Genomic DNA, 18,857 nt, shown 5'->3' with positions numbered 1-18,857 from the left:
CCGGGGTGTGGCGGCGTGTCGCAGTTCTCAGAACGCACCTTTGTGGCGCATTACTTCTCTTTCTCAATTGACAATCATTATCATTCAACATAATTTGTCGCTCGATGTGTAGGACGGCCACGTCCCCCAGGCGTCCCACTAACCTATTTGGCAGCAAGGTGATTTCCATGACGGAACAAGTATCCACAAGCAAGTGCGATTCACCGCTACTTCAGGCATTCGTCGACAATCGACTGATTCTGGTCAAAATTGCAGCTCGTATTACCGGCTGTCGGTCGCGCGCCGAAGATGTGGTGCAGGATGCGTTTTTCCGACTGCAATCGGCGCCACCGATCACGTCGTCGATCAAAGCCCAACTGAGCTATCTGTTCCAGATCGTGCGCAACCTCGCCATCGATCACTACCGCAAACAGGCGCTTGAGCAGAAGTACTCCGGCCCTGAAGAGGAAGGGCTGAACGTGGTCATTCAAGGTGCTTCGCCGGAAACCTCGCACATCAACTTCTCGACCCTGGAAAACATCGCCGACGCGCTGACCGAACTGCCTAGCCGCACGCGCTATGCGTTCGAGATGTACCGCCTGCACGGCGTGCCGCAAAAGGACATCGCCAAGGAACTCGGCGTATCGCCGACCCTGGTCAACTTCATGATTCGTGATGCGCTGGTGCACTGCCGCAAGGTCTCGGGCAGTCGTCGGGATACGGTGATTGCGGGTCGTCGTTAAGACCGCGTCGCCAGATAAAAAAGATCGCAGCCTTCGGCAGCTCCTACATGGAAATGCATTCCTCTGCAGGAGCTGCCGAAGGCTGCGATCTTTTGCTTTTGAATCACCTCAGGCCAGTTTGCACCGATCAAAAAACCGCTCACGCCCCAGAATCATCAGCGCCGCGCGCTTGTGCGGGAAATCGAATTCCTTCTCGCAGTGGAAACACTGATTCTGCATATGGCCGATCATCTTCGCGTTGTCCGCCCGAGGCTCAGCGACCACACGCTGAGTGCGCGGATCATCCAGAAACAGGTAATGCACCAGCGCCGATAACCAGCTCGCCACTTTGTGCGGGCCGCGATGATTTTCCTCGCCCACCAGCATGTGAATGCCACGATCGTAATTGTCGGCATCGTAGAACGGCGCGATGCGATCTTCCTTGGCCCAATAGGCTTCGAAATAGGCAAACGGCTGATCATCGAAGCAGCCGATCAAGGTCAGCGTGTGCGGGTCGGCATCGAGCTTGCTCAAGTATTCGCGGTGCTTCTCGATGCTGCCCTCTTCCTGCCAGAAACTGGCGACGCGCGGGCTGTTCTGCCAGCGGTTGAAACGCGGCAAATCTTCTTCGATTTCGACCGTACGCAAGGAAATCCACGCACCCAGACGCGCATCGAAACGCCGATACACTTCACCGCGCGGTTTGACTGGCCGCAAGGGATGACGCTTGCCTTGGCTGATGACCATTTGCTGCGGATAACTGCCGGTCAGCGATGTGCCGAGCCAAGGTTGCGGCAGTTGCCAGAACAGCGTGCGCTCGCAGCGATACTCGCCGGCCACTTCGGTGCTCAACAACAATCCGCTGAGCAAGGCTTCGGTCGGTGGCTGATCCAATTGCCAAGTCAATTGTTGGCACGCCGGATCCCGCGCGAACAGCCAGTAACAGGCTGCCCACAGCGCCTGCCCGGGCGGCAGCGCAAAGCGCTCATCGAGCTGGATTGCCCCCTTGGCCTCTCGATCGAGGCGCAGGCGAATCAGCGGTTGTCCGTCCAGGCTCAGGCTTAGACGGCTTTCGGTGGCATCAGCGATCAGTTGACTGCCCGAAGGCAAGGCCAGGGCATTCAGGTCATTCAGATTGGACATGGGTCGGGCTCACGATAATCGTCGACAGTTCAACGATGTGACGTGAGCCGGGAAGGAAAATTTAGGCTTTACCGGGAAATCGGTGCCTCAGTGATGAGGCACCGGCACCACCGCAATCTTGTAAGGATCAAAAATCTTCAGCATTTCACCGTTGTCGCGCAAGCCCTGCAGCAGCTTCCCAAAAGCGACACCGGTAATGGGCGCTGCCGGGCGCAGGATCGCGTAGTGGTGATAGATCTGATCGATACGCTGCGACACCAGCAACTCGTCGCGCACCTTCTCGTTGCGCAGCAGGTAATCGAACAGATAGGAACGCGTCACCAGGGCAATATCGGCGCGGCCGCGCAGCACCATCAGCAGGTTGCTGTCATGGGAATAGGTCAGCGTGGCCTTGTAGTTCTGTGCGAGATATTTGGGGTCGGCGTTGAAACTGGCGAATTCGTAGTGATAACCGCTGAACAACGCCAGGCGCTTGCCAGAGAGGTCGACAAAATAGTTCTGCTGACGACCGTCTTCGCGTTGTGCGACGAAAATCTCGGCGTCCTCCAGGCCCATGTCGACATCCGTGTGCGGAATATCTTTCCAGCCCCAATCGGGATTCTCGAAAATCGCCATGTCGATCCGGCCCTGCTTGAAATCACCGAAACGCCGGGGAATCGAGGTCGGCACAAGGACGAACTGATAGTCGCTTTGCAGACGATTGAGGGCCTCGACCAACTGCGGCAGGAGGCCTGTGTCGGCGCCGTTTTCCGGGCGAATGGTGTAAGGCGGAAAATGCGCCGCGCCGACCCGAACCAGTTGCGCTGCCTGAGCGGGCAAAACCCAAAATGCAGCCAGCGCTGCGAGCAACAACCCCGCGGCCGTCCGAATTGGCGAAGACTTCAAAACACCCCACTCCCCGAAAAAATACCGATCAATGCATTCAAGCTAGGCGGTTTCGCCCAGTTAGCCAGTTTCCCGGCCGGATAGAAAGTGCTTCAACGCGCTTCGAGGACCAGAATCAGCGCCTCGTCGGCCAACTGATCGAGGCTCAAACTGCCGCCGGCACGGAACCATGTGGTCGTCCACGACAGTGCACCGGTGAGGAAACGTCGGGTAATAAATACATCGCCACGGATAAATCCGGCGTCCTTGGCTTCACCCAGCACTTGCAGCCAGATGTCCTCGTAGACATCGCGCAGCGCCAGCACTTTGGCCTGACCGTCTTCGGACAGCGAGCGCCACTCGTAGACCAGCACCGCCATGGCTTCACCGCTACCGCCCATGATCGACTGCAATTCGCAGCGGATCAGCGCCAGCACGCGCTCGCGCACATCCGCCGCGTCGGCCAGCGCCGCTCGCATCAACGCAGTGTTGTAGCGGATGGTTTCTTCCATCACTGCGCGGAGGATTTCATCCTTGCTTTTGAAGTGATGAAAAATGCTGCCCGACTGGATGCCGACGGCGCCGGCCAGGTCACGCACCGTGGTGCGTTCATAGCCTTTGTTACGGAACAGGTGAGCGGCCACTTGCAGCAATTTGCCGCGGGCGCTGTCGGGGTCGGTCAATTGGCCTTTATCAACCAAATCGCGCATGACCCTCAGGGCTTTTTGCTCGTCCACCCGTTCTCTCCTACAGTCGATCAGTCTGTTGCCCCCTGAAACCGCAGGGTTGCGCGCAATTTAAGCCGCCAGCGGCAACCAAGCAAGCGCTTGGGCAGAAGATAGTTTCAACCGTTTACAAACCAAGCGCTTGCTTGGTAGCCTCAAGACACTTCTGTCGCAGGTTGCTGAGTCGGAGATAAAAATGCCCACCACCGTTCGCATCGGATGCGCCAGTGCTTTCTGGGGAGATACGTCCACCGCCGCCGCGCAGCTGGTGGAAGGCGGCGAACTGGACTATCTGGTGTTCGACTACCTCGCCGAGATCACCATGTCGATCATGGCCGGCGCACGCATGAAGGACCCGCAGGCGGGGTTCGCCAGCGACTTCATCGAAATCCTCACCCCCCTGCTGCCACAGTTGGCCGAGCAGAACATCCGCGTGATCAGCAATGCCGGCGGCGTCAATCCGCAGGCCTGCGCCAACGCCTTGCAAGCGGCCTGTGACAAGGCCGGCATCGACCTGAAAATCGCCGTACTGCTCGGCGATGACCTGCAACCACAATTCAAACAACTTAACGGCGTCACCGAGATGTTCAGCGGCGCCCCGCTGCCAGCGATGTGCGTGTCGACCAACGCCTACCTCGGCGCGCCGGGCATTGTCGAAGCGTTGCGACTGGGTGCCGACATTGTCATCACCGGGCGCGTGGTCGACAGCGCCGTGGTCAGCGCCGCACTGGTGCACGAATTCGGCTGGTCGTGGCACGACTACGACAAACTCGCCCAGGCCGCGCTGGCCGGACACATCATCGAATGTGGCGCGCAGTGCACCGGTGGCAACTTCACCGATTGGCGCGACGTGCCGGATTACGAACACATCGGCTTTCCGATCGTTGAGGTCAGCGCCGACAGCCAATTCATCGTCAGCAAACCCGAAGGTTCAGGTGGACTGGTCACACCGCTGACCGTCGGCGAGCAGATGTTGTATGAAGTCGGCGATCCACAGGCCTATCTGTTGCCCGACGTGGTCTGTGATTTCACTCAGGTCAAACTTCAGCAACAAGGCAAAAACGCCGTGCACGTGCACGGCGCCAAAGGCCTGCCACCCAGCGACAAGTACAAGGTCAGCGCCACGTACCCGGACGGTTTTCGCTGCACCGCCAGTTGCCTGATCGCCGGTATCGATGCGGTGGACAAGGCGCGGCGGGTCAGTCAGGCAATCATCGCCAAAACGGCGGAAATGTTCAGCCAGCGCGGTTGGCCGCCCTACAGCGAAACCGACATCGAATTGCTCGGCAGCGAAGCCACCTACGGCCCCCATGGCCAGCGCCACGACAGCCGTGAAGTGGTGATCAAACTCGCCGTGCGTCACCCGAATAAACAGGCACTGGTGCTGTTCTCCCGGGAAATCGCCCAGGCCGCCACCGGCATGGCACCGGGGCTGACCGGCATCGTTGGTGGGCGACCCACGGTGTATCCGCTGATTCGTCTGTTCTCTTTTCTGATCGACAAAAGCGCTTGCTCGCTGCGCATCGACATGGCCGGTGAACGTTATCCGTGTGCCCTGCCCTCACTCAGCAGCCTCGACAGCAATGATTTACCTCTGCCCCATCAGCCGCCCAAACCACAGGGCCGCGCCGATGCCAGCGTGGCCTTGGTGAAACTGGCCGTGGCGCGCTCCGGTGACAAAGGCAACCACAGCAACATCGGCGTGCTGCCGCGCAAACCCGAATACCTGCCGTGGATCGCCGAAGCGCTGACCCCGTCCGTCATTGTCGACTGGATGAGCCATGTGCTCGATCCGATCCACGGCCGGGTCGAACGCTGGTATCTGCCCGGCACCCACAGTCTGAATTTTCTCTTGGAAAACGCTCTCGGCGGTGGTGGCGTGGCCAGTCTGCGCATTGATCCGCAAGGCAAGGCCTTCGCCCAACAACTGTTGGAAATCCAGATCCCGGTGCCGCAGAGCATCGCCGAACAGCTCGACTAGAGGATGGTTTGCATGGCTTACGCGTCGATTTTCAACGCCGATCTGTTCAGCGGCCAGACCATCATCGTCACCGGCGGCGGCAGCGGCATCGGGCGCTGCACCGCGCATGAACTGGCAGCGCTCGGCGCCAACGTGGTGCTGGTCGGGCGCAAGCCGGAAAAGCTGGAAAAGGTCGCCGCGGAAATTGCCGAGGACGGTGGCCGCGCACACTGGAAGGCCTGCGATATCCGTGATGAAGAAGCGGTGAAACAACTGGTCGTGGAGCTGATCGTCGAGCACGGGCCGATTCACGGTCTGGTCAACAATGCCGGCGGCCAGTACCCATCGCCATTGGCCTCGATCAATCAGAAAGGTTTCGAAACCGTATTGCGCACCAATCTGGTCGGCGGATTTCTGATGGCGCGGGAAGTGTTCAACCAGTCGATGAGCAAACACGGCGGCAACATCGTCAACATGCTCGCCGACATGTGGGGCGGCATGCCCGGCATGGGCCACTCCGGCGCGGCGCGTTCGGGCATGGACAATTTCACCAAGACTGCCGCGTTTGAATGGGGTTATGCCGGGGTGCGGGTCAACGCGGTGGCGCCGGGCTGGATCGCCTCCAGTGGTATGGACACCTATGAAGCTGCGTTCAAAGCGGTGATTCCAACCCTGCGCGAACATGTGCCGCTCAAGCGCATCGGCACCGAATCGGAAGTCAGCGCGGCGATCGTGTTTCTGCTCAGCCCGGCGGCGGCATTCATCAGTGGCAGCACGCTGAAAATCGATGGCGCGGCCAGCCTCGGCAGCCGTGCATGGCCACTGCACAAGGCCACTCACAGCGAGTCGTTCAACGGCTTTCACCGGGCCTACCTTCCCGATGTCCTCAAGGACAAGGAGTAAGCCATGCCGCAGATTCAGTCCCAGCTCGACCCGCACAGCGAAGCCTTCGCGCGCAACCGTGCGGCGATGCTCACGGCCATCGAGCAAGTCCAGCAACTCGAACAGAACCTGCTGAACAAAGCGGCCGACGCCAAGGCGAAATTCGATAAACGCGGGCAGTTGCTACCGCGCGAACGCCTGAACCTGTTGCTCGATCCCGGTGCACCGTTTCTCGAACTGGCCAGCCTCGCCGGCTACAAGTTGCACGACGACAAGGATGGAAGCTCGGCCGGCGGCGGACTTATTGCCGGTATCGGATACGTCTGCGGCATTCGCGCGATGGTCGTGGCGAACAACAGCGCGATCAAGGGCGGCACCATTTCGCCGAGCGGCCTGAAAAAATCCCTGCGCCTGCAACAGATCGCTCAGGAAAACAAACTGCCGGTGATCACCCTCGCCGAAAGCGGTGGCGCCAATCTCAACTACGCCGCCGAGATTTTCGTCGAAGGCGCACGCAGTTTTGCCAATCAGGCGCGGATGTCGGCAATGGGCTTGCCGCAGATCACCGTGGTGCACGGCTCGGCCACGGCGGGCGGCGCTTATCAGCCAGGGCTGTCGGATTACGTGGTGGTGGTGCGCGGCAAGGCCAAGCTGTTTCTCGCCGGTCCCCCACTGCTGAAAGCGGCCACCGGCGAAGTCGCCACCGATGAAGAACTGGGCGGTGCAGAGATGCATGCGCAGGTTGCCGGGACGGCTGAATACCTCGCGGAAAACGATGCCGACGGCGTGCGCCAGGTACGTGAAATCCTGCGCATGCTGCCTTGGAACGAGCAACTGCCGTGGCTGCCGGAGCCGCAATACAAAGAACCGCTTTACCCGATCGAAGAATTGCTCGGGCTGATCCCGGATGATCCGAAAAAACCTTATGACGTGCGCGAAATCATCGCGCGCATTGCCGATGAATCCTGCTTCGTCGAATTCAAGGGCGAGTTCGATCAACAGACCGTTTGTGGCCAGTTGAAGATTCAGGGCCGCGCCTGCGGTTTCATCGGCAACAACGGCCCGATCACCCCGAACGGTGCGAGCAAGGCCGCGCAGTTCATTCAGTTGTGCGATCAGAGCCAAACGCCGCTGCTGTTTTTCCACAACACTACCGGCTTCATGGTCGGCACCGAATCCGAGCAGCAAGGCGTGATCAAACACGGCTCGAAATTGATTCAAGCGGTAGCCAATGCACGGGGGCCTAAACTGACCATGGTCGTCGGCGGCTCCTACGGTGCCGGCAACTATGCGATGTGCGGACGCGGACTCGATCCACGCTTCATCTTCGCCTGGCCGAACAGCCGCACGGCGGTGATGGGCGGTGCGCAGGCCGGCAAAGTCTTGCGCATCGTTACCGAAGCCAAACAGTTGAAGGACGGCCTGACGCCAGACCCGAAAATGCTCGACATGCTCGAACAGGTCACCGCGCAGAAACTCGACAGCCAGTCCACCGCGCTCTACGGCAGCGCCAACCTGTGGGACGACGGGCTGATCGATCCGCGCGACACGCGCACCCTGCTCGGCTACTTGCTGGATATCTGCCACGAGGCCGACATTCGCACGCTGCAACCCAACAGCTTCGGCGTCAGCCGGTTCTGACCGCCACGGATCCTACGGAGAATAATAAAAAATGATCTTCACCCCGGAACACGAAGCCCTGCGCCGTACCGTCCGCCAATTCGTCGAGCACGAGATCAATCCGCACGTCGATGAATGGGAAAAGGCCGGACGCTTCCCGATCCACGAGATTTTCCGCCAGGCTGGCGACCTCGGTTTGCTGGGCATTTCCAAACCGGAAAAATTCGGCGGCATGGGCCTCGATTACAGCTATTCGATTGTTGCTGCCGAAGAATTCGGCACCATTCATTGCGGCGGCATTCCGATGTCGATCGGAGTGCAAACCGACATGTGCACGCCCGCCCTCGCCCGCTTCGGCTCCGATGAACTGCGCGAAGAATTCCTGCGCCCGGCAATCACCGGCGAGCAGGTCGGCTGCATCGGCGTTTCCGAAGTCGGCGCCGGATCTGATGTCGCCGGGCTGAAAACCACCGCGCGCAAGGACGGCGACGACTACGTGATCAACGGCAGCAAGATGTGGATCACCAACTCACCGAGTGCCGATTTCATTTGCTTGCTGGCCAATACCTCGGACGACAAACCGCACATCAACAAGTCGCTGATCATGGTGCCGATGAACACGCCGGGGATCAGCCTCAGCTCGCATCTGGACAAGCTCGGCATGCGCAGTTCGGAAACCGCCCAGGTGTTTTTCGACAACGTGCGCGTGCCACAGCGTAACCGCGTCGGCCACGAAGGCGCCGGGTTCATGATGCAGATGCTGCAGTTTCAGGAGGAACGCCTGTTCGGCGCGGCGAACATGATCAAAGGCCTGGAATACTGCGTCGACAGCACCATCGAGTACTGCAAGGAGCGCAAAACCTTCGGCAATGCGCTGATCGACAATCAGGTGATTCACTTTCGCCTCGCCGAATTGCAGACCGAAATCGAATGCCTGCGCGCGCTGGTCTATCAGGCCACCGAGCAATACGTGAAAGGTCAGGATGTGACACGGCTGGCGTCGATGGCCAAGCTCAAGGCCGGACGTCTGGGCCGCGAAGTCAGCGACAGCTGCCTGCAATATTGGGGCGGCATGGGCTTTATGTGGGACAACCCGGTGGCCCGCGCCTACCGCGATGTGCGGCTGGTATCGATTGGCGGTGGCGCCGACGAAATCATGCTGGGGATTATCTGCAAACTGATGGGCATCCTGCCTGGGAAAAAGAAGTGAGCGGCCTGCCGGATTGCCAGACGCTCCTGCTGGAGCTGCATGGCGGCGTGCTGCACATCACCCTCAATCGCCCCGATAGCCGCAATGCAATGAGCCTGCAAATGGTCAGCGAGTTGCGCGCGGTGCTGACGACCGTGCGCGATGACCGCACAGTGCGGGCTCTGGTGCTCAGCGGTGCCAACGGGCATTTCTGTGCTGGCGGCGATATCAAGGATATGGCCAGCGCTCGCGCTCAGGGCTCCGAGGCTTACCGCGATCTGAATCGCGCTTTCGGGGCTCTGCTGGAAGAAGCGCAGCACGCGCAGCAAGTATTGATCACGGTGCTGCAAGGCGCGGTGCTTGGCGGCGGTTTCGGACTGGCGTGTGTCAGTGATATCGCGATTGCCGACCATCAGGCGCAATTCGGTCTGCCGGAAACCAGCCTTGGTTTGTTGCCGGCGCAAATTGCGCCGTTTGTGGTGCAGCGCATCGGTCTGACCGAAACCCGAAGATTGGCGCTGACGGCTGCACGATTTGATGGGCATCAGGCACGACGTTTGGGGCTGGTGCATTTCGTCGAGCAGGATGCACAAGCGCTGGCCGAGCGGCTCGATGAGGTGTTGCAGCATGTGCTGTGCTGCGCGCCGGAGGCGAATGCGATGACCAAGAAATTGCTGTTGGCCAGTGCCGGGCAGCCTTCGAGTGATTTGCTCGATGAGGCTGCGCATTGGTTCAGCGAAGCAGTGACTGGCGACGAAGGTGTGGAGGGAACCATGGCTTTCATGCAGAAACGTAAACCTCGATGGGCCTCTTAAAAGCTTCGCGAGCAAGCTCGCTCCCACAGGTTTTGTGACCGACGCAAACCCCTTGTGGGAGCGAGCCTGCTCGCGAAGAGGCCAGCCAATCCACCGCCAAATACTCAGGAAGATCACCATGCCTGCCATCCAAAAAATCCTGATCGCCAACCGCGGTGAAATCGCTTGCCGCATCCAGCGCACCGCCCAGGCCCTCGGCTACCGAACCGTCGCCGTCTACAGCGACGCCGACGCCGATGCCCTGCACGTAAAAATGGCCGATCAAGCGGTGCGTATTGGCCCGCCGCCGGTGCAGCAGTCCTACCTGAATATCCCGGCCATTCTCGACGCCGCCCGCCGCAGTGGTGCCGACGCCATCCACCCCGGCTACGGTTTTCTCTCGGAAAACGCCGAGTTCGCCCGCGCCTGCGAGCAAGCCGGGCTGATCTTCATCGGCCCCAGCGTCGAAGCCATCGAATTGATGGGCAGCAAACGCCGCTCGAAAATCGCCATGCTCGAAGCCGGCGTACCCTGCATCGCCGGTTATCAAGGTGCCGAACAGGACGACGCCACCCTCCTGCGTGAAGCCGAGCGCATCGGCTATCCGCTGATGATCAAGGCCAGTGCCGGCGGGGGTGGGCGCGGCATGCGTCTGCTGCACAGCGCCGCTGACTTGCCGGCGCAACTGCGCACCGCTCGCTCCGAAGCACTGAACGGTTTCGGCAGCGACGAATTGATCCTCGAACAGGCCTTGATCGAACCACGGCACGTCGAAGTGCAGTTGTTTGGCGATCAGCACGGCAACCTGATCTATCTCGGCGAACGCGACTGTTCGATCCAGCGCCGCCACCAGAAAGTCATCGAAGAGGCGCCCTGCCCGGTGATGACCGCCGAACTGCGCCAAGCCATGGGTGAAGCGGCATTGAAGGCCGGGCGCACAGTGAACTATGTCGGCGCCGGCACCGTGGAGTTTCTGCTCGACGCGCGTGGGCAGTTCTACTTTCTGGAGATGAACACACGCCTGCAAGTCGAGCATCCGGTGACGGAGCTGATCACTGGACTGGATCTGGTCGCGTGGCAATTGCTGGTCGCCGAGGGACAGCCGTTGCCACTGACTCAGGACCAGGTCCAGCTCAACGGGCATGCCATGGAAGTGCGACTCTATGCCGAAGATCCAGCACAGGATTTTCTGCCGCAAACCGGCTGCATAGAAGCCTGGGAGCCAGCGCTTCAACACGGCGCACGAATCGATCATGGCTTGCTGGAAGGACAATCGATCAGCCCGTTCTACGACCCGATGCTGGGCAAACTCATCGCCTTTGGCGCCACTCGCGAAGAGGCCCGGCGCAAACTGTTGCGCGCGGTACAGGACACGGTGTTATTGGGCGTGCAAAGCAATCAACGCTTGCTGGCCAGCCTGTTGCAACATCCGCAGTTCATCAGCGGCGAATTCAGTACCGCGTTCATTGCCCGGCACTTCAGCGAACACCCTTGTTTGCACCGCTACATTCCGGATGCCGAGGAACTGGCGATCGCAACAGTGCTTTTCTATCAATCCAGCGCCCTGGCCCATCGCGCGCAGCTCACTGGCTGGCGCAACAATGCCAGTGTGCCGCTGCATTATCGGCTCGGACTTGATGATCAGAACTGGACAGCGCAACTGCTCGCGCAAGCGCAAGGCGCCTTCACCGTGCAGGTTGCCGAGCGCACGCTCGAGTTAACACTCATCGATCAGGACGCGCAGTCGCTGACACTGGAAATCGACGGTTTGCGCCAGCGTCACGCGTATCGACTGGTTAACGGGCACCTTTGGCTGTTCACCCACCCCGGCAGTCTGCGCCTGGAGGATCGAACTCACGCGGTAATCGACAGTCAGACCAGCGTCAGCTCTGGCACCCTGAAAGCGCCGATGGACGGTGCCATCGTCGACGTTCTCGTCAGCGAAGGCAGCCCGGTCAGCAAAGGTCAGTTGCTGGTGGTACTGGAGGCAATGAAAATGGAGCACCCGCTCAAGGCCGGCATCGACGGCGTGCTCACGCGGGTGCAGGTCAAGGTCGGCGATCAGGTAAAAAATCGTCAGGTTCTGTTGCAGGTCGAGTAGTCACCCACACACGCTTGCGGGTTTTGACTACGCTCTGAGTTATCAGAACGCGGAAATCAGGAACCCTGCGATGCCCCACTGGCTGGTCATAGATCTGGAAGCCACCACCGATGAGGGTGGCTGGCCGGTCACCGAAATGGAAATTATCGAGATCGGCGCCACCTTGGTCGATCGCGCCGGACGCGAGCAGGATCACTTCCAGCGCTTCGTCAAACCGACGCGGCGGCCGTTGCTGACGCCATTTTGTCGTGAACTGACGCACATCACCCAGGCCAATATCGACATGGCGCAGCCGTTGACCGAAGTCTGGCCGGCGTTCGAACGCTGGCTCGCGCAACATCAGACGCGCCTCGAAGGCTGGGCCAGTTGGGGCGATTACGACCGCAAGCAGTTGTTGCAGGAGTGGCAGCGTCTGCAAATCGACAGTGGCTTGAGCAAGGTGCCGCACATGAACCTCAAACAACGCTTCGCCAAGGCCCGACGCCTGGAGCGGCCGTTGGGCCTCAACGGTGCGCTGCAACTGGCTGGCATGCAGTTCAGTGGTCAGCAACATCGAGCGCTGGAAGATGCGCGCAACACCGCGCGGTTGTTGCCACTGGTCTTGCCACTCTAGAGTCAATTCGAGAACTCACCAGACAGAAGCCGGGCAGGTGACGGCGTTGAACGCCTTGTGCATACTGGCCCCCTCCATTTTTCAGCCCCTTTTGAGGAATCGCCCATGTTTAAAGTCAACGAGTACTTCGACGGCACCGTCAAGTCGATCGCCTTTGGCACCGCTGAAGGTCCGGCGACCATCGGCGTCATGGCCCCGGGCGAATACGAATTCGGCACCGCTCAGCGTGAAATCATGCACGTTGTATCTGGCGCACTGACCGTCAAACTGCCAGACAGCAGCGACTGGGAAACCTTCGCCGCCGGCAGCCAGTTCAACGTTCCGGCCAACAGCAAGTTCCAGCTGAAGGTGGCGGTCGACACTGCTTACCTGTGCGAATACCGCGGCTAACGCCACAGTTTCACCGCGATAAAAAATGCCCGTGTCCAAGGACACGGGCATTTTCGTTTCAGGCGTGGGTTACTCGAGGATTTCCACCGGCATGCCGACTTCGAGTCGACCATTACTGTCATTCACCAGATTCTGCCCGAACATCGCACCATCGGACTCGGCGCGATACTTCTGCAAGGTGGCCAGCGGCTCGCGATCGGCACTGCGCTCCCCGGTTTGCGGGTCGATCGTGGTGAGAATGCAACGCGAACACGGCTTGACCACGCGGAACTCGACATCGCCAATGCGAATGCGCTTCCAACTGTCTTCGGCATAGGCCTCACTGCCTACGATCACCAGGTTCGGCCGAAAACGCAACATTTCCAACGGTCGTCCAACCTTTTGCGACAGATCCTGCAGGGATGCCTCGCCGATCAACAACAAAGGAAACCCGTCGGCGAACGCGACCTGATCATCATCGTTACCATAGCCAGCCTGTGTGGTGCGGGCACGATTCAGCGGCACCTGCACCAGACGGGTCGGTTTACCGATGAAATCGCTGACCCAGCGCGCGGCCTCATCACCGGCGTCCGGTACTCGCAGGGTGTCACGCCAGATCGTCACACCGCGCAGTTCGGCGTCATTTTCCGGCAAGGCGATGTCGATGGAGGACTGTTGCGGCGCACTCAGGGTCAGACCGCCCTGCGCATTCCACAGGGCCGACAACTGACTCATCTTCGCTTCGGCGCGTTGGGTCAGGAACCGACCGCTCGCTTCGTCCACGAGCATCCAGCGTCGGTCGCCATCAAGGCCCAGCTTGTCGAGGTCGACGCGTTGCAGAACATCGACTTTGCCGGATTTCAACGGGTAACGATAAAGCGCGCTCAGACGCAGCATGGCCAGCTCCCTGGAGAATAAAAACGCCACCCTATACGAGCTTGATCAGGAATCAAAGAGCAATAACTGTAGGAGTGAGCCTGCTCGCGATAGCGGTGTGTCAGGTAATGATTCGGGGCTGACACACCGCTATCGCGAGCAGGCTCACTCCTACAATGGGTGTGTGGTCAGGCCGGAACTTCGTCAAGCATCAGACGCTGGCGCACCACGTCGACCAGTTTGTCCGGCTGGAATTTCGAGAGGAAGTTGTCGCAGCCGACCTTCTTCACCATCGAGTCGTTGAAACTGCCGGACAGCGAGGTATGCAGCACCACGTACAAGCCACGCAGACGCGGGTCATTGCGAATTTCGGTGGTCAGGCGATAGCCGTCCATTTCCGGCATTTCCGCATCGGTGAAGATCATCAGCAGCTTGTCGGTCATGTTCACGCCCGTATCGGCCCAGGCCTTGAGCATGTTCAGTGCCTTCAGACCATCGCTGGCAATGTGCATTTTCACGCCGAGCTGGCCGAGGGTGTCGCGCAATTGCGAGAGTGCCACGTTGGAGTCGTCCACCAGCAGTACTTCACGGCCACGGGCGCGTTCCAGCACGGGATCATCGAGTTTGTCGCGCGAGACCTTGGCGTTGTAAGGGACGATTTCAGCGAGCACTTTTTCGACGTCGATGATTTCCACCAGTTGATCGTCGACCTTGCTGATCGCGGTCAGATAGTGCTGACGCCCGGCGCTGGTCGGCGGCGGCAGAATGGCTTCCCAGTTCATGTTGACGATGCGGTCCACACCGCCTACGAGGAAAGCCTGTACCGAGCGATTGTATTCGGTGACGATGATCGTGCTGTTCGGCCCAGGCACCAATGGACGCATGCCGATCGCTTGCGACAGATCGATCACCGGCAAGGTCTGACCGCGCAGATTGACCACACCGCACACAAACGGATGACGCTGCGGCATCAAAGTCAGTTTCGGCAGCTGCAGGACTTCCTGGACTTTAAACACGTTAATCGCGAACAACTGGCGCCCGGCCAGTCGAAACATGAGAATTTCCAGGCGATTCTCACCCACCAGTTGCGTGCGTTGGTCTACCGTGTCGAGAATGCCGGCCATCAATGACTCCTGGGCTTGTACTGATGAATTCACTATGTGAGGTTATCGGCGGCAAATGGCGGTTCTTGATTGCCAAACCAGACCCCGTCAAAAATGCCATGATCGGGCATTGATGTCACATTAACATCATGCTTTACTGGCGCAGTGATTTTCATCTGCTACATTCTCTGCGGCGCGACCTCGGTTTGCACGGTAGGTTCCCGCGCCTAAGGGATTCCCCTAGTAACAATCAGGCCCAACCTGATATTCGCAATATCCAATAGCCATTAATGTGACGCCATTCTCATTGCATGAACGGAGTCAGGCTATTGTGTGCGATCGCAGTTCAGTGGAAACAACCCCTCTGGAACCCCTCAGCCTGTGCACCTGCACGTCTGGGCGCGATCTCCCGACGATTCATGATCGTCGTCACACACGGCATTCCCTCATCAGACATGACGTGGTGGAGATAAGCATGCCAATGGACCGCAAAGAGTGGGTACAACGCTTCCCCGAATTCCTTGTCGAGGCCGAACAACTCCTGGCCAAGTCCGAAGAATGCCTCAGCCATCTGCAACTGATCAGCAATGACAAGGACGCCATCGAGTGCATGCTCGGCACCCTCCTGAAACTCGCACGCAGGGCTGAAGCCCTGGCGCTGGAGGCGATCTCCGAGTTCTCTCTGCATATTTACAGTCTGCTCAACCTGCCCCAGGATCGTATCGATCTTCACGAGCAGGCTCTGCAAGCACTGCAGGATTGCTTCACGTTGATGGCCTGGCAGCTTGAACTGGTCGATCAGCAGACCGGGCAACTGAGTCTGGATGAAAGTGAACAGACCTCGCTGATCGAAGCCTTCGCCGTCCAGGTCGGCCAAAGCCAGCTTCAACCGCCACGGACGGGCAAAAGTTTGCCCCAATTGCCCTACTCGGGACAAGCCTGATCAGCACGCTGTATCCGCCCTGACGTTTAAAATGAATACGTTGAATGTCGTAATTGAATAGCTCATACCTGCAAGCGACAAATCCAAATAAATAATCAGCGACGACAGACACTCATGTTTTCTGCCGGCCTCAGGGTTTGCCTGTGTGTTAAGAAGCACAACTTCAGGCAACACCTACATCTATCGAACTCAATAAATCGACTTTTCCATTATGGAACTTGCGTCCAATACCACGTAATTCCTGACTCATTGGACATATATAGCGAGCGCGACCAACGGTATCTTAAGTGGTATTATGCCGCCCATTAGTTGCTTTCAAATTAATGGCACAGTGACTTCAGCGACAGCTATCCACTGATAGTTGGCAGTCAACACATTCACTGAACCGCGTTGAAATCAATAACATATTTGACAGCATTTTCAGACAGAGACCCGCCAGCCTCAGGCCGGTCTGCCCGCAGCGAACATCCATTGGCTCCATCCGTTATGTACGCCAGCCTCAAGTCAATCACTACATGGCCACCCTCCCGGGAAAATGCCCGCCGGTTCACACTCATACTGTGTGTCACCGCGACGCTCGGCAGCCTGCTGACCTACGGTCTTTCGACACCACTTAGCCTCGGACTGCTACTGCTCGACATCGCCGCTACCGCGTGTGTCTGGGTGCAATATCGACTGTCACGCAAATCGATCAAATTTCAGCCGCAAGAGCTCGCCGACCGATTGCTGGAGGTCCAGGAAAACGAGCGCCATCGCCTCAGCCGCGAATTGCACGATGATATCGGCCAGTTGCTGACGGCCGCCAAACTGCAGAGCGAGTGGCTCAAGCGACGCCTGCCGGATGACTTGCAGGAGCAATGCACAGTGTTGTGCGCCACCCTGGAAGAAACCCTCGACAAAGTGCGCGACGTTTCGGCCATTCTCAATCCACGGCAGTTGACCAGCCTTGGACTTGAAGCCAGCCTGCGTGCACATCTGCTCAAGACGTTGACCAACACCAGCGTGCACTGGAGCCTCGATTGCCAGCAGCGCCTTAACGGTATTCCGGAAGAAATGGCGGTCGCCGCCTTCCGCATCACCCAGGAGGCTGTTACCAATATCCTGCGTCACGCCCAGGCAAAAAACCTGGTGATACGCGTGCAACGTCTGCCCAAAGGGCTGACGCTGCTGATCAGCGATGACGGTCTGGGATTCGCCCCGGCGGCCAATCCGGGTCGAGAAGGACAACGAGGCATGGCCGGGATGGCCGAACGAATCGAGCAACTGGGTGGCACCCTGAACGTCATCAGCGAACCGGGCAAAGGCACTCAAATCGAAGCACTCTTCCCCTGGGCGCCTCGCGCACTCGAGCGGGCCAGTACGAATAAGGTTATGCGTTGACTTGCAACTTACTTCTGGTGGATGACCACTCGCTGATCAGGGCCGGCGTGCGCGCTCTGGTGCTGGATATTCCCGGTTACGCGGTGATTGGCGAAGCCAATGACGGTTCGCAATTGCTCGAAATGGTCGAGCAGTTGAGTCCGGATATCGTGTTGCTGGATATCTCGATGAAAGAAACCGGTGGCCTGGAAGCCCTGCAACGACTCAAGCGAGTGCGTCCGCAGAGCAAGGTACTGATCCTGTCGATGCACACCGATCCGGCGCTTATCATGCAGGCACTCGAGTCCGGCGCCCACGGCTACCTGCTCAAGGATACGACGGCTACCGAGCTTGAACATGCACTGGAAGCCTTGCGCAACAACGAGCGCTACCTGAGCCCCGCCATCGCACACACCGTGATCAATCAGGCCCTGACCCGCAATCAGAAGCAGCAGCCGGAGACCGCCGACTCGCATAATCTGACCGCCCGCCAACTGGAAATCCTGCGTTTGATCGTGCGGGGCAAATCCACCCGGGAAATCGCCAATGGCCTCGGGCTGAGCATCAAGACTGTCGAGACCCACCGCTCACAAATCATGAAGCGCCTGCAAATCTACGACGTGGCGGGCCTGGTGCTTTTCGCCGTGCGCGAACAGATCATCAGCCTGGACGACTGACCGAGCGGGCGCCGCCCAACAATGGAGAATGCTCCGGCAAGTGCACGCGCAACGCCGCCGGACGCACTTCAAATCGCATGTTGTCACCTTCCAGCGGTTCGCCATCAAGATTGATGCAGAGCCCCTCGGCCACCTTGATTTCGACCCATGGCAAACGGGTTCGAACAAACATGTTATCGATCCCGAAACCATCACTGAGCAGCGTCTTCAGCGTGCCCACCAGTTCCTGTGGCGCCGGCAGGATACTGATATCCAGCAAACCGTCATCGGCCAGTGCCTGCGGGCACAGTTCGTGGCCGCCGCCGGCCTGACGACCATTGCCGATACCCAGCGCCAACAATTCGCCACGCCAATGAAAATCCGGCCCCTGAAGTTCACCATAAGCGGCATGCAGTTCGCTGAATCGTGACAGGCCGGTGAACAGATAGGCCGCACCGCCGAGTACTTTTTTCAAATCCTCGGATGTATTGGCCGTGACTTGACTGCCGAAACCACCGGTGGCCATATTGAGGAAAATCTGTCCGCCCACTTCGCCCAGATCGATGTCGCGCGGCGGCACATCGAGCAGCTCAAGGGCTTCGGCAGGCTCCAGCGGCACGCCGGCTGCGCGGCAAAAATCATTGGCGGTGCCCAAAGGCAAAAGGACGAGACTGGCTTTGCCCGGATGCGCCGCGAGCGCTTCGGCGATGTCGCGCAACGTGCCATCTCCACCGCCGGCGATAATCTTTGTGTAACCGTCCGCTACAGCTTGCTCCACCCAACGCTGAGCGTCCCCTGCCTCCCATGTCAAGCGCACGGCCAGCTCCCAGCCTTGTTTGCGCTTGTCCTCGACGGCGGTGCGTACCGCCTCGTTGAGTGCCTGCTTGCCATGCAGAATCAACAGCGCCCGGCGTTCACTCATCACATCACTCCCTAATCGAATCGGTTCGAGACATCTT

18 protein-coding genes are annotated in these 18,857 nt (G+C 59.1%); 12 read left to right on the top strand and 6 right to left on the bottom strand.

Annotated features, from left to right (window positions below):
* Positions 1-167 precede the first annotated feature (167 nt).
* Complete coding sequence (locus ACI514_RS04510) at positions 168-722, top strand: RNA polymerase factor sigma-70 (protein WP_160058873.1); 555 nt, start codon at positions 168-170, stop codon at positions 720-722.
* Between the two features lie 108 nt (positions 723-830).
* On the opposite strand, the gene ACI514_RS04505 is transcribed toward ACI514_RS04510, so the two are convergent.
* From ACI514_RS04505 to ACI514_RS04495, 3 genes are all read right to left on the bottom strand, one after another.
* Complete coding sequence (locus ACI514_RS04505) at positions 831-1,844, bottom strand: GNAT family N-acetyltransferase (protein WP_160058874.1); 1,014 nt, start codon at positions 1,842-1,844, stop codon at positions 831-833.
* 87 nt (positions 1,845-1,931) lie between these two features.
* Positions 1,932-2,729 (bottom strand): substrate-binding periplasmic protein, encoded by a 798-nt coding sequence (locus ACI514_RS04500; RefSeq protein ID WP_405123146.1) that lies wholly within the window; start codon positions 2,727-2,729, stop codon positions 1,932-1,934.
* A gap of 92 nt (positions 2,730-2,821) precedes the next feature.
* Positions 2,822-3,445: a TetR/AcrR family transcriptional regulator gene (locus tag ACI514_RS04495; RefSeq protein WP_160058875.1), complete on the bottom strand. Its 624-nt coding sequence runs from the start codon at positions 3,443-3,445 to the stop codon at positions 2,822-2,824.
* 184 nt (positions 3,446-3,629) lie between these two features.
* On the opposite strand from ACI514_RS04495, the gene ACI514_RS04490 reads away from it, so the two are divergent.
* The 8 genes from ACI514_RS04490 to ACI514_RS04455 all read left to right on the top strand — a co-directional run bounded on the left by ACI514_RS04490 (position 3,630) and on the right by ACI514_RS04455 (position 12,982).
* Positions 3,630-5,414 carry an acyclic terpene utilization AtuA family protein gene (locus tag ACI514_RS04490; RefSeq protein WP_160058876.1) on the top strand — a complete coding sequence of 595 codons (1,785 nt, stop codon included), beginning with the start codon at positions 3,630-3,632 and terminating at the stop codon, positions 5,412-5,414.
* 12 nt (positions 5,415-5,426) lie between these two features.
* Positions 5,427-6,296 carry an SDR family oxidoreductase gene (locus tag ACI514_RS04485; protein WP_405123145.1) on the top strand — a complete coding sequence of 290 codons (870 nt, stop codon included), beginning with the start codon at positions 5,427-5,429 and terminating at the stop codon, positions 6,294-6,296.
* Between the two features lie 3 nt (positions 6,297-6,299).
* Entirely contained in the window at positions 6,300-7,916 is a 1,617-nt protein-coding gene (gene atuC, locus ACI514_RS04480; RefSeq protein ID WP_405123144.1) for a geranyl-CoA carboxylase subunit beta, read from the top strand.
* A 31-nt stretch (positions 7,917-7,947) separates the two neighbouring features.
* Positions 7,948-9,105 carry a citronellyl-CoA dehydrogenase gene (atuD, locus tag ACI514_RS04475; RefSeq protein WP_405123143.1) on the top strand — a complete coding sequence of 386 codons (1,158 nt, stop codon included), beginning with the start codon at positions 7,948-7,950 and terminating at the stop codon, positions 9,103-9,105.
* Positions 9,102-9,899, top strand: a complete 798-nt coding sequence (locus ACI514_RS04470) for an enoyl-CoA hydratase/isomerase family protein (RefSeq protein WP_405123142.1) — start codon at positions 9,102-9,104, stop codon at positions 9,897-9,899. Before atuD ends, ACI514_RS04470 begins: the two co-directional genes overlap by 4 nt.
* Before the next feature lie 118 nt (positions 9,900-10,017).
* Positions 10,018-11,979 carry an acetyl/propionyl/methylcrotonyl-CoA carboxylase subunit alpha gene (locus tag ACI514_RS04465; RefSeq protein WP_405123141.1) on the top strand — a complete coding sequence of 654 codons (1,962 nt, stop codon included), beginning with the start codon at positions 10,018-10,020 and terminating at the stop codon, positions 11,977-11,979.
* A 70-nt stretch (positions 11,980-12,049) separates the two neighbouring features.
* Positions 12,050-12,592, top strand: coding sequence for an exonuclease domain-containing protein (locus ACI514_RS04460; RefSeq protein ID WP_405123140.1), 543 nt, complete (start codon positions 12,050-12,052; stop codon positions 12,590-12,592).
* A 105-nt stretch (positions 12,593-12,697) separates the two neighbouring features.
* A complete protein-coding gene (locus tag ACI514_RS04455; RefSeq protein WP_003226701.1) occupies positions 12,698-12,982 on the top strand; it encodes a pyrimidine/purine nucleoside phosphorylase in 285 nt (94 codons plus the stop codon).
* 69 nt (positions 12,983-13,051) lie between these two features.
* Here the strand turns inward: ACI514_RS04455 and ACI514_RS04450 are convergent, their stop codons facing one another.
* Together ACI514_RS04450 and ACI514_RS04445 are read right to left on the bottom strand one after the other, a co-directional pair.
* Entirely contained in the window at positions 13,052-13,858 is an 807-nt protein-coding gene (locus ACI514_RS04450; RefSeq protein WP_405123139.1) for an MOSC domain-containing protein, read from the bottom strand.
* Between the two features lie 167 nt (positions 13,859-14,025).
* The gene (locus ACI514_RS04445; RefSeq protein WP_034155209.1) at positions 14,026-14,961 is read right to left on the bottom strand and encodes a chemotaxis protein CheV; all 936 of its coding nucleotides are present in this window, start codon (positions 14,959-14,961) and stop codon (positions 14,026-14,028) included.
* 454 nt (positions 14,962-15,415) lie between these two features.
* On the opposite strand from ACI514_RS04445, the gene ACI514_RS04440 reads away from it, so the two are divergent.
* The 3 genes from ACI514_RS04440 to ACI514_RS04430 all read left to right on the top strand — a co-directional run bounded on the left by ACI514_RS04440 (position 15,416) and on the right by ACI514_RS04430 (position 17,919).
* The gene (locus ACI514_RS04440; RefSeq protein WP_405123138.1) at positions 15,416-15,883 is read left to right on the top strand and encodes a hypothetical protein; all 468 of its coding nucleotides are present in this window, start codon (positions 15,416-15,418) and stop codon (positions 15,881-15,883) included.
* A 486-nt stretch (positions 15,884-16,369) separates the two neighbouring features.
* Positions 16,370-17,263 carry a sensor histidine kinase gene (locus ACI514_RS04435; protein WP_160060119.1) on the top strand — a complete coding sequence of 298 codons (894 nt, stop codon included), beginning with the start codon at positions 16,370-16,372 and terminating at the stop codon, positions 17,261-17,263.
* On the top strand, positions 17,260-17,919 hold the full coding sequence (locus tag ACI514_RS04430) for a response regulator transcription factor (protein ID WP_160058885.1): 660 nt from the start codon (positions 17,260-17,262) through the stop codon (positions 17,917-17,919). The genes ACI514_RS04435 and ACI514_RS04430 overlap by 4 nt, the downstream gene beginning before the upstream one ends.
* Here ACI514_RS04430 and yegS read toward each other — a convergent pair.
* A complete protein-coding gene (yegS, locus tag ACI514_RS04425) occupies positions 17,903-18,820 on the bottom strand; it encodes a lipid kinase YegS (protein WP_160058886.1) in 918 nt (305 codons plus the stop codon). The genes ACI514_RS04430 and yegS overlap by 17 nt on opposite strands.
* Between the last annotated feature and the right edge of the window lie 37 nt (positions 18,821-18,857).

This window comes from Pseudomonas sp. M20 (assembly GCF_045037865.1).
GTDB lineage: Bacteria > Pseudomonadota > Gammaproteobacteria > Pseudomonadales > Pseudomonadaceae > Aquipseudomonas.
Note: the sequence above shows the minus strand (reverse complement) of the source record. Positions and strands in the feature narration are given on the sequence as shown.

What these genes read in the sequence shown, in the direction of transcription:
- ACI514_RS04445 (WP_034155209.1), bottom strand. Translation starts at nt 14,961, where the DNA reads ATGGCCGGCATTCTCGACACGGTAGACCAACGCACGCAACTGGTGGGT.
- atuC (WP_405123144.1), top strand. Translation starts at nt 6,300, where the DNA reads ATGCCGCAGATTCAGTCCCAGCTCGACCCGCACAGCGAAGCCTTCGCG.
- ACI514_RS04440 (WP_405123138.1), top strand. Translation starts at nt 15,416, where the DNA reads ATGCCAATGGACCGCAAAGAGTGGGTACAACGCTTCCCCGAATTCCTT.
- atuD (WP_405123143.1), top strand. Translation starts at nt 7,948, where the DNA reads ATGATCTTCACCCCGGAACACGAAGCCCTGCGCCGTACCGTCCGCCAA.
- ACI514_RS04435 (WP_160060119.1), top strand. Translation starts at nt 16,370, where the DNA reads ATGTACGCCAGCCTCAAGTCAATCACTACATGGCCACCCTCCCGGGAA.
- yegS (WP_160058886.1), bottom strand. Translation starts at nt 18,820, where the DNA reads ATGAGTGAACGCCGGGCGCTGTTGATTCTGCATGGCAAGCAGGCACTC.
- ACI514_RS04510 (WP_160058873.1), top strand. Translation starts at nt 168, where the DNA reads ATGACGGAACAAGTATCCACAAGCAAGTGCGATTCACCGCTACTTCAG.
- ACI514_RS04505 (WP_160058874.1), bottom strand. Translation starts at nt 1,844, where the DNA reads ATGTCCAATCTGAATGACCTGAATGCCCTGGCCTTGCCTTCGGGCAGT.
- ACI514_RS04460 (WP_405123140.1), top strand. Translation starts at nt 12,050, where the DNA reads ATGCCCCACTGGCTGGTCATAGATCTGGAAGCCACCACCGATGAGGGT.
- ACI514_RS04485 (WP_405123145.1), top strand. Translation starts at nt 5,427, where the DNA reads ATGGCTTACGCGTCGATTTTCAACGCCGATCTGTTCAGCGGCCAGACC.
- ACI514_RS04450 (WP_405123139.1), bottom strand. Translation starts at nt 13,858, where the DNA reads ATGCTGCGTCTGAGCGCGCTTTATCGTTACCCGTTGAAATCCGGCAAA.
- ACI514_RS04455 (WP_003226701.1), top strand. Translation starts at nt 12,698, where the DNA reads ATGTTTAAAGTCAACGAGTACTTCGACGGCACCGTCAAGTCGATCGCC.
- ACI514_RS04490 (WP_160058876.1), top strand. Translation starts at nt 3,630, where the DNA reads ATGCCCACCACCGTTCGCATCGGATGCGCCAGTGCTTTCTGGGGAGAT.
- ACI514_RS04465 (WP_405123141.1), top strand. Translation starts at nt 10,018, where the DNA reads ATGCCTGCCATCCAAAAAATCCTGATCGCCAACCGCGGTGAAATCGCT.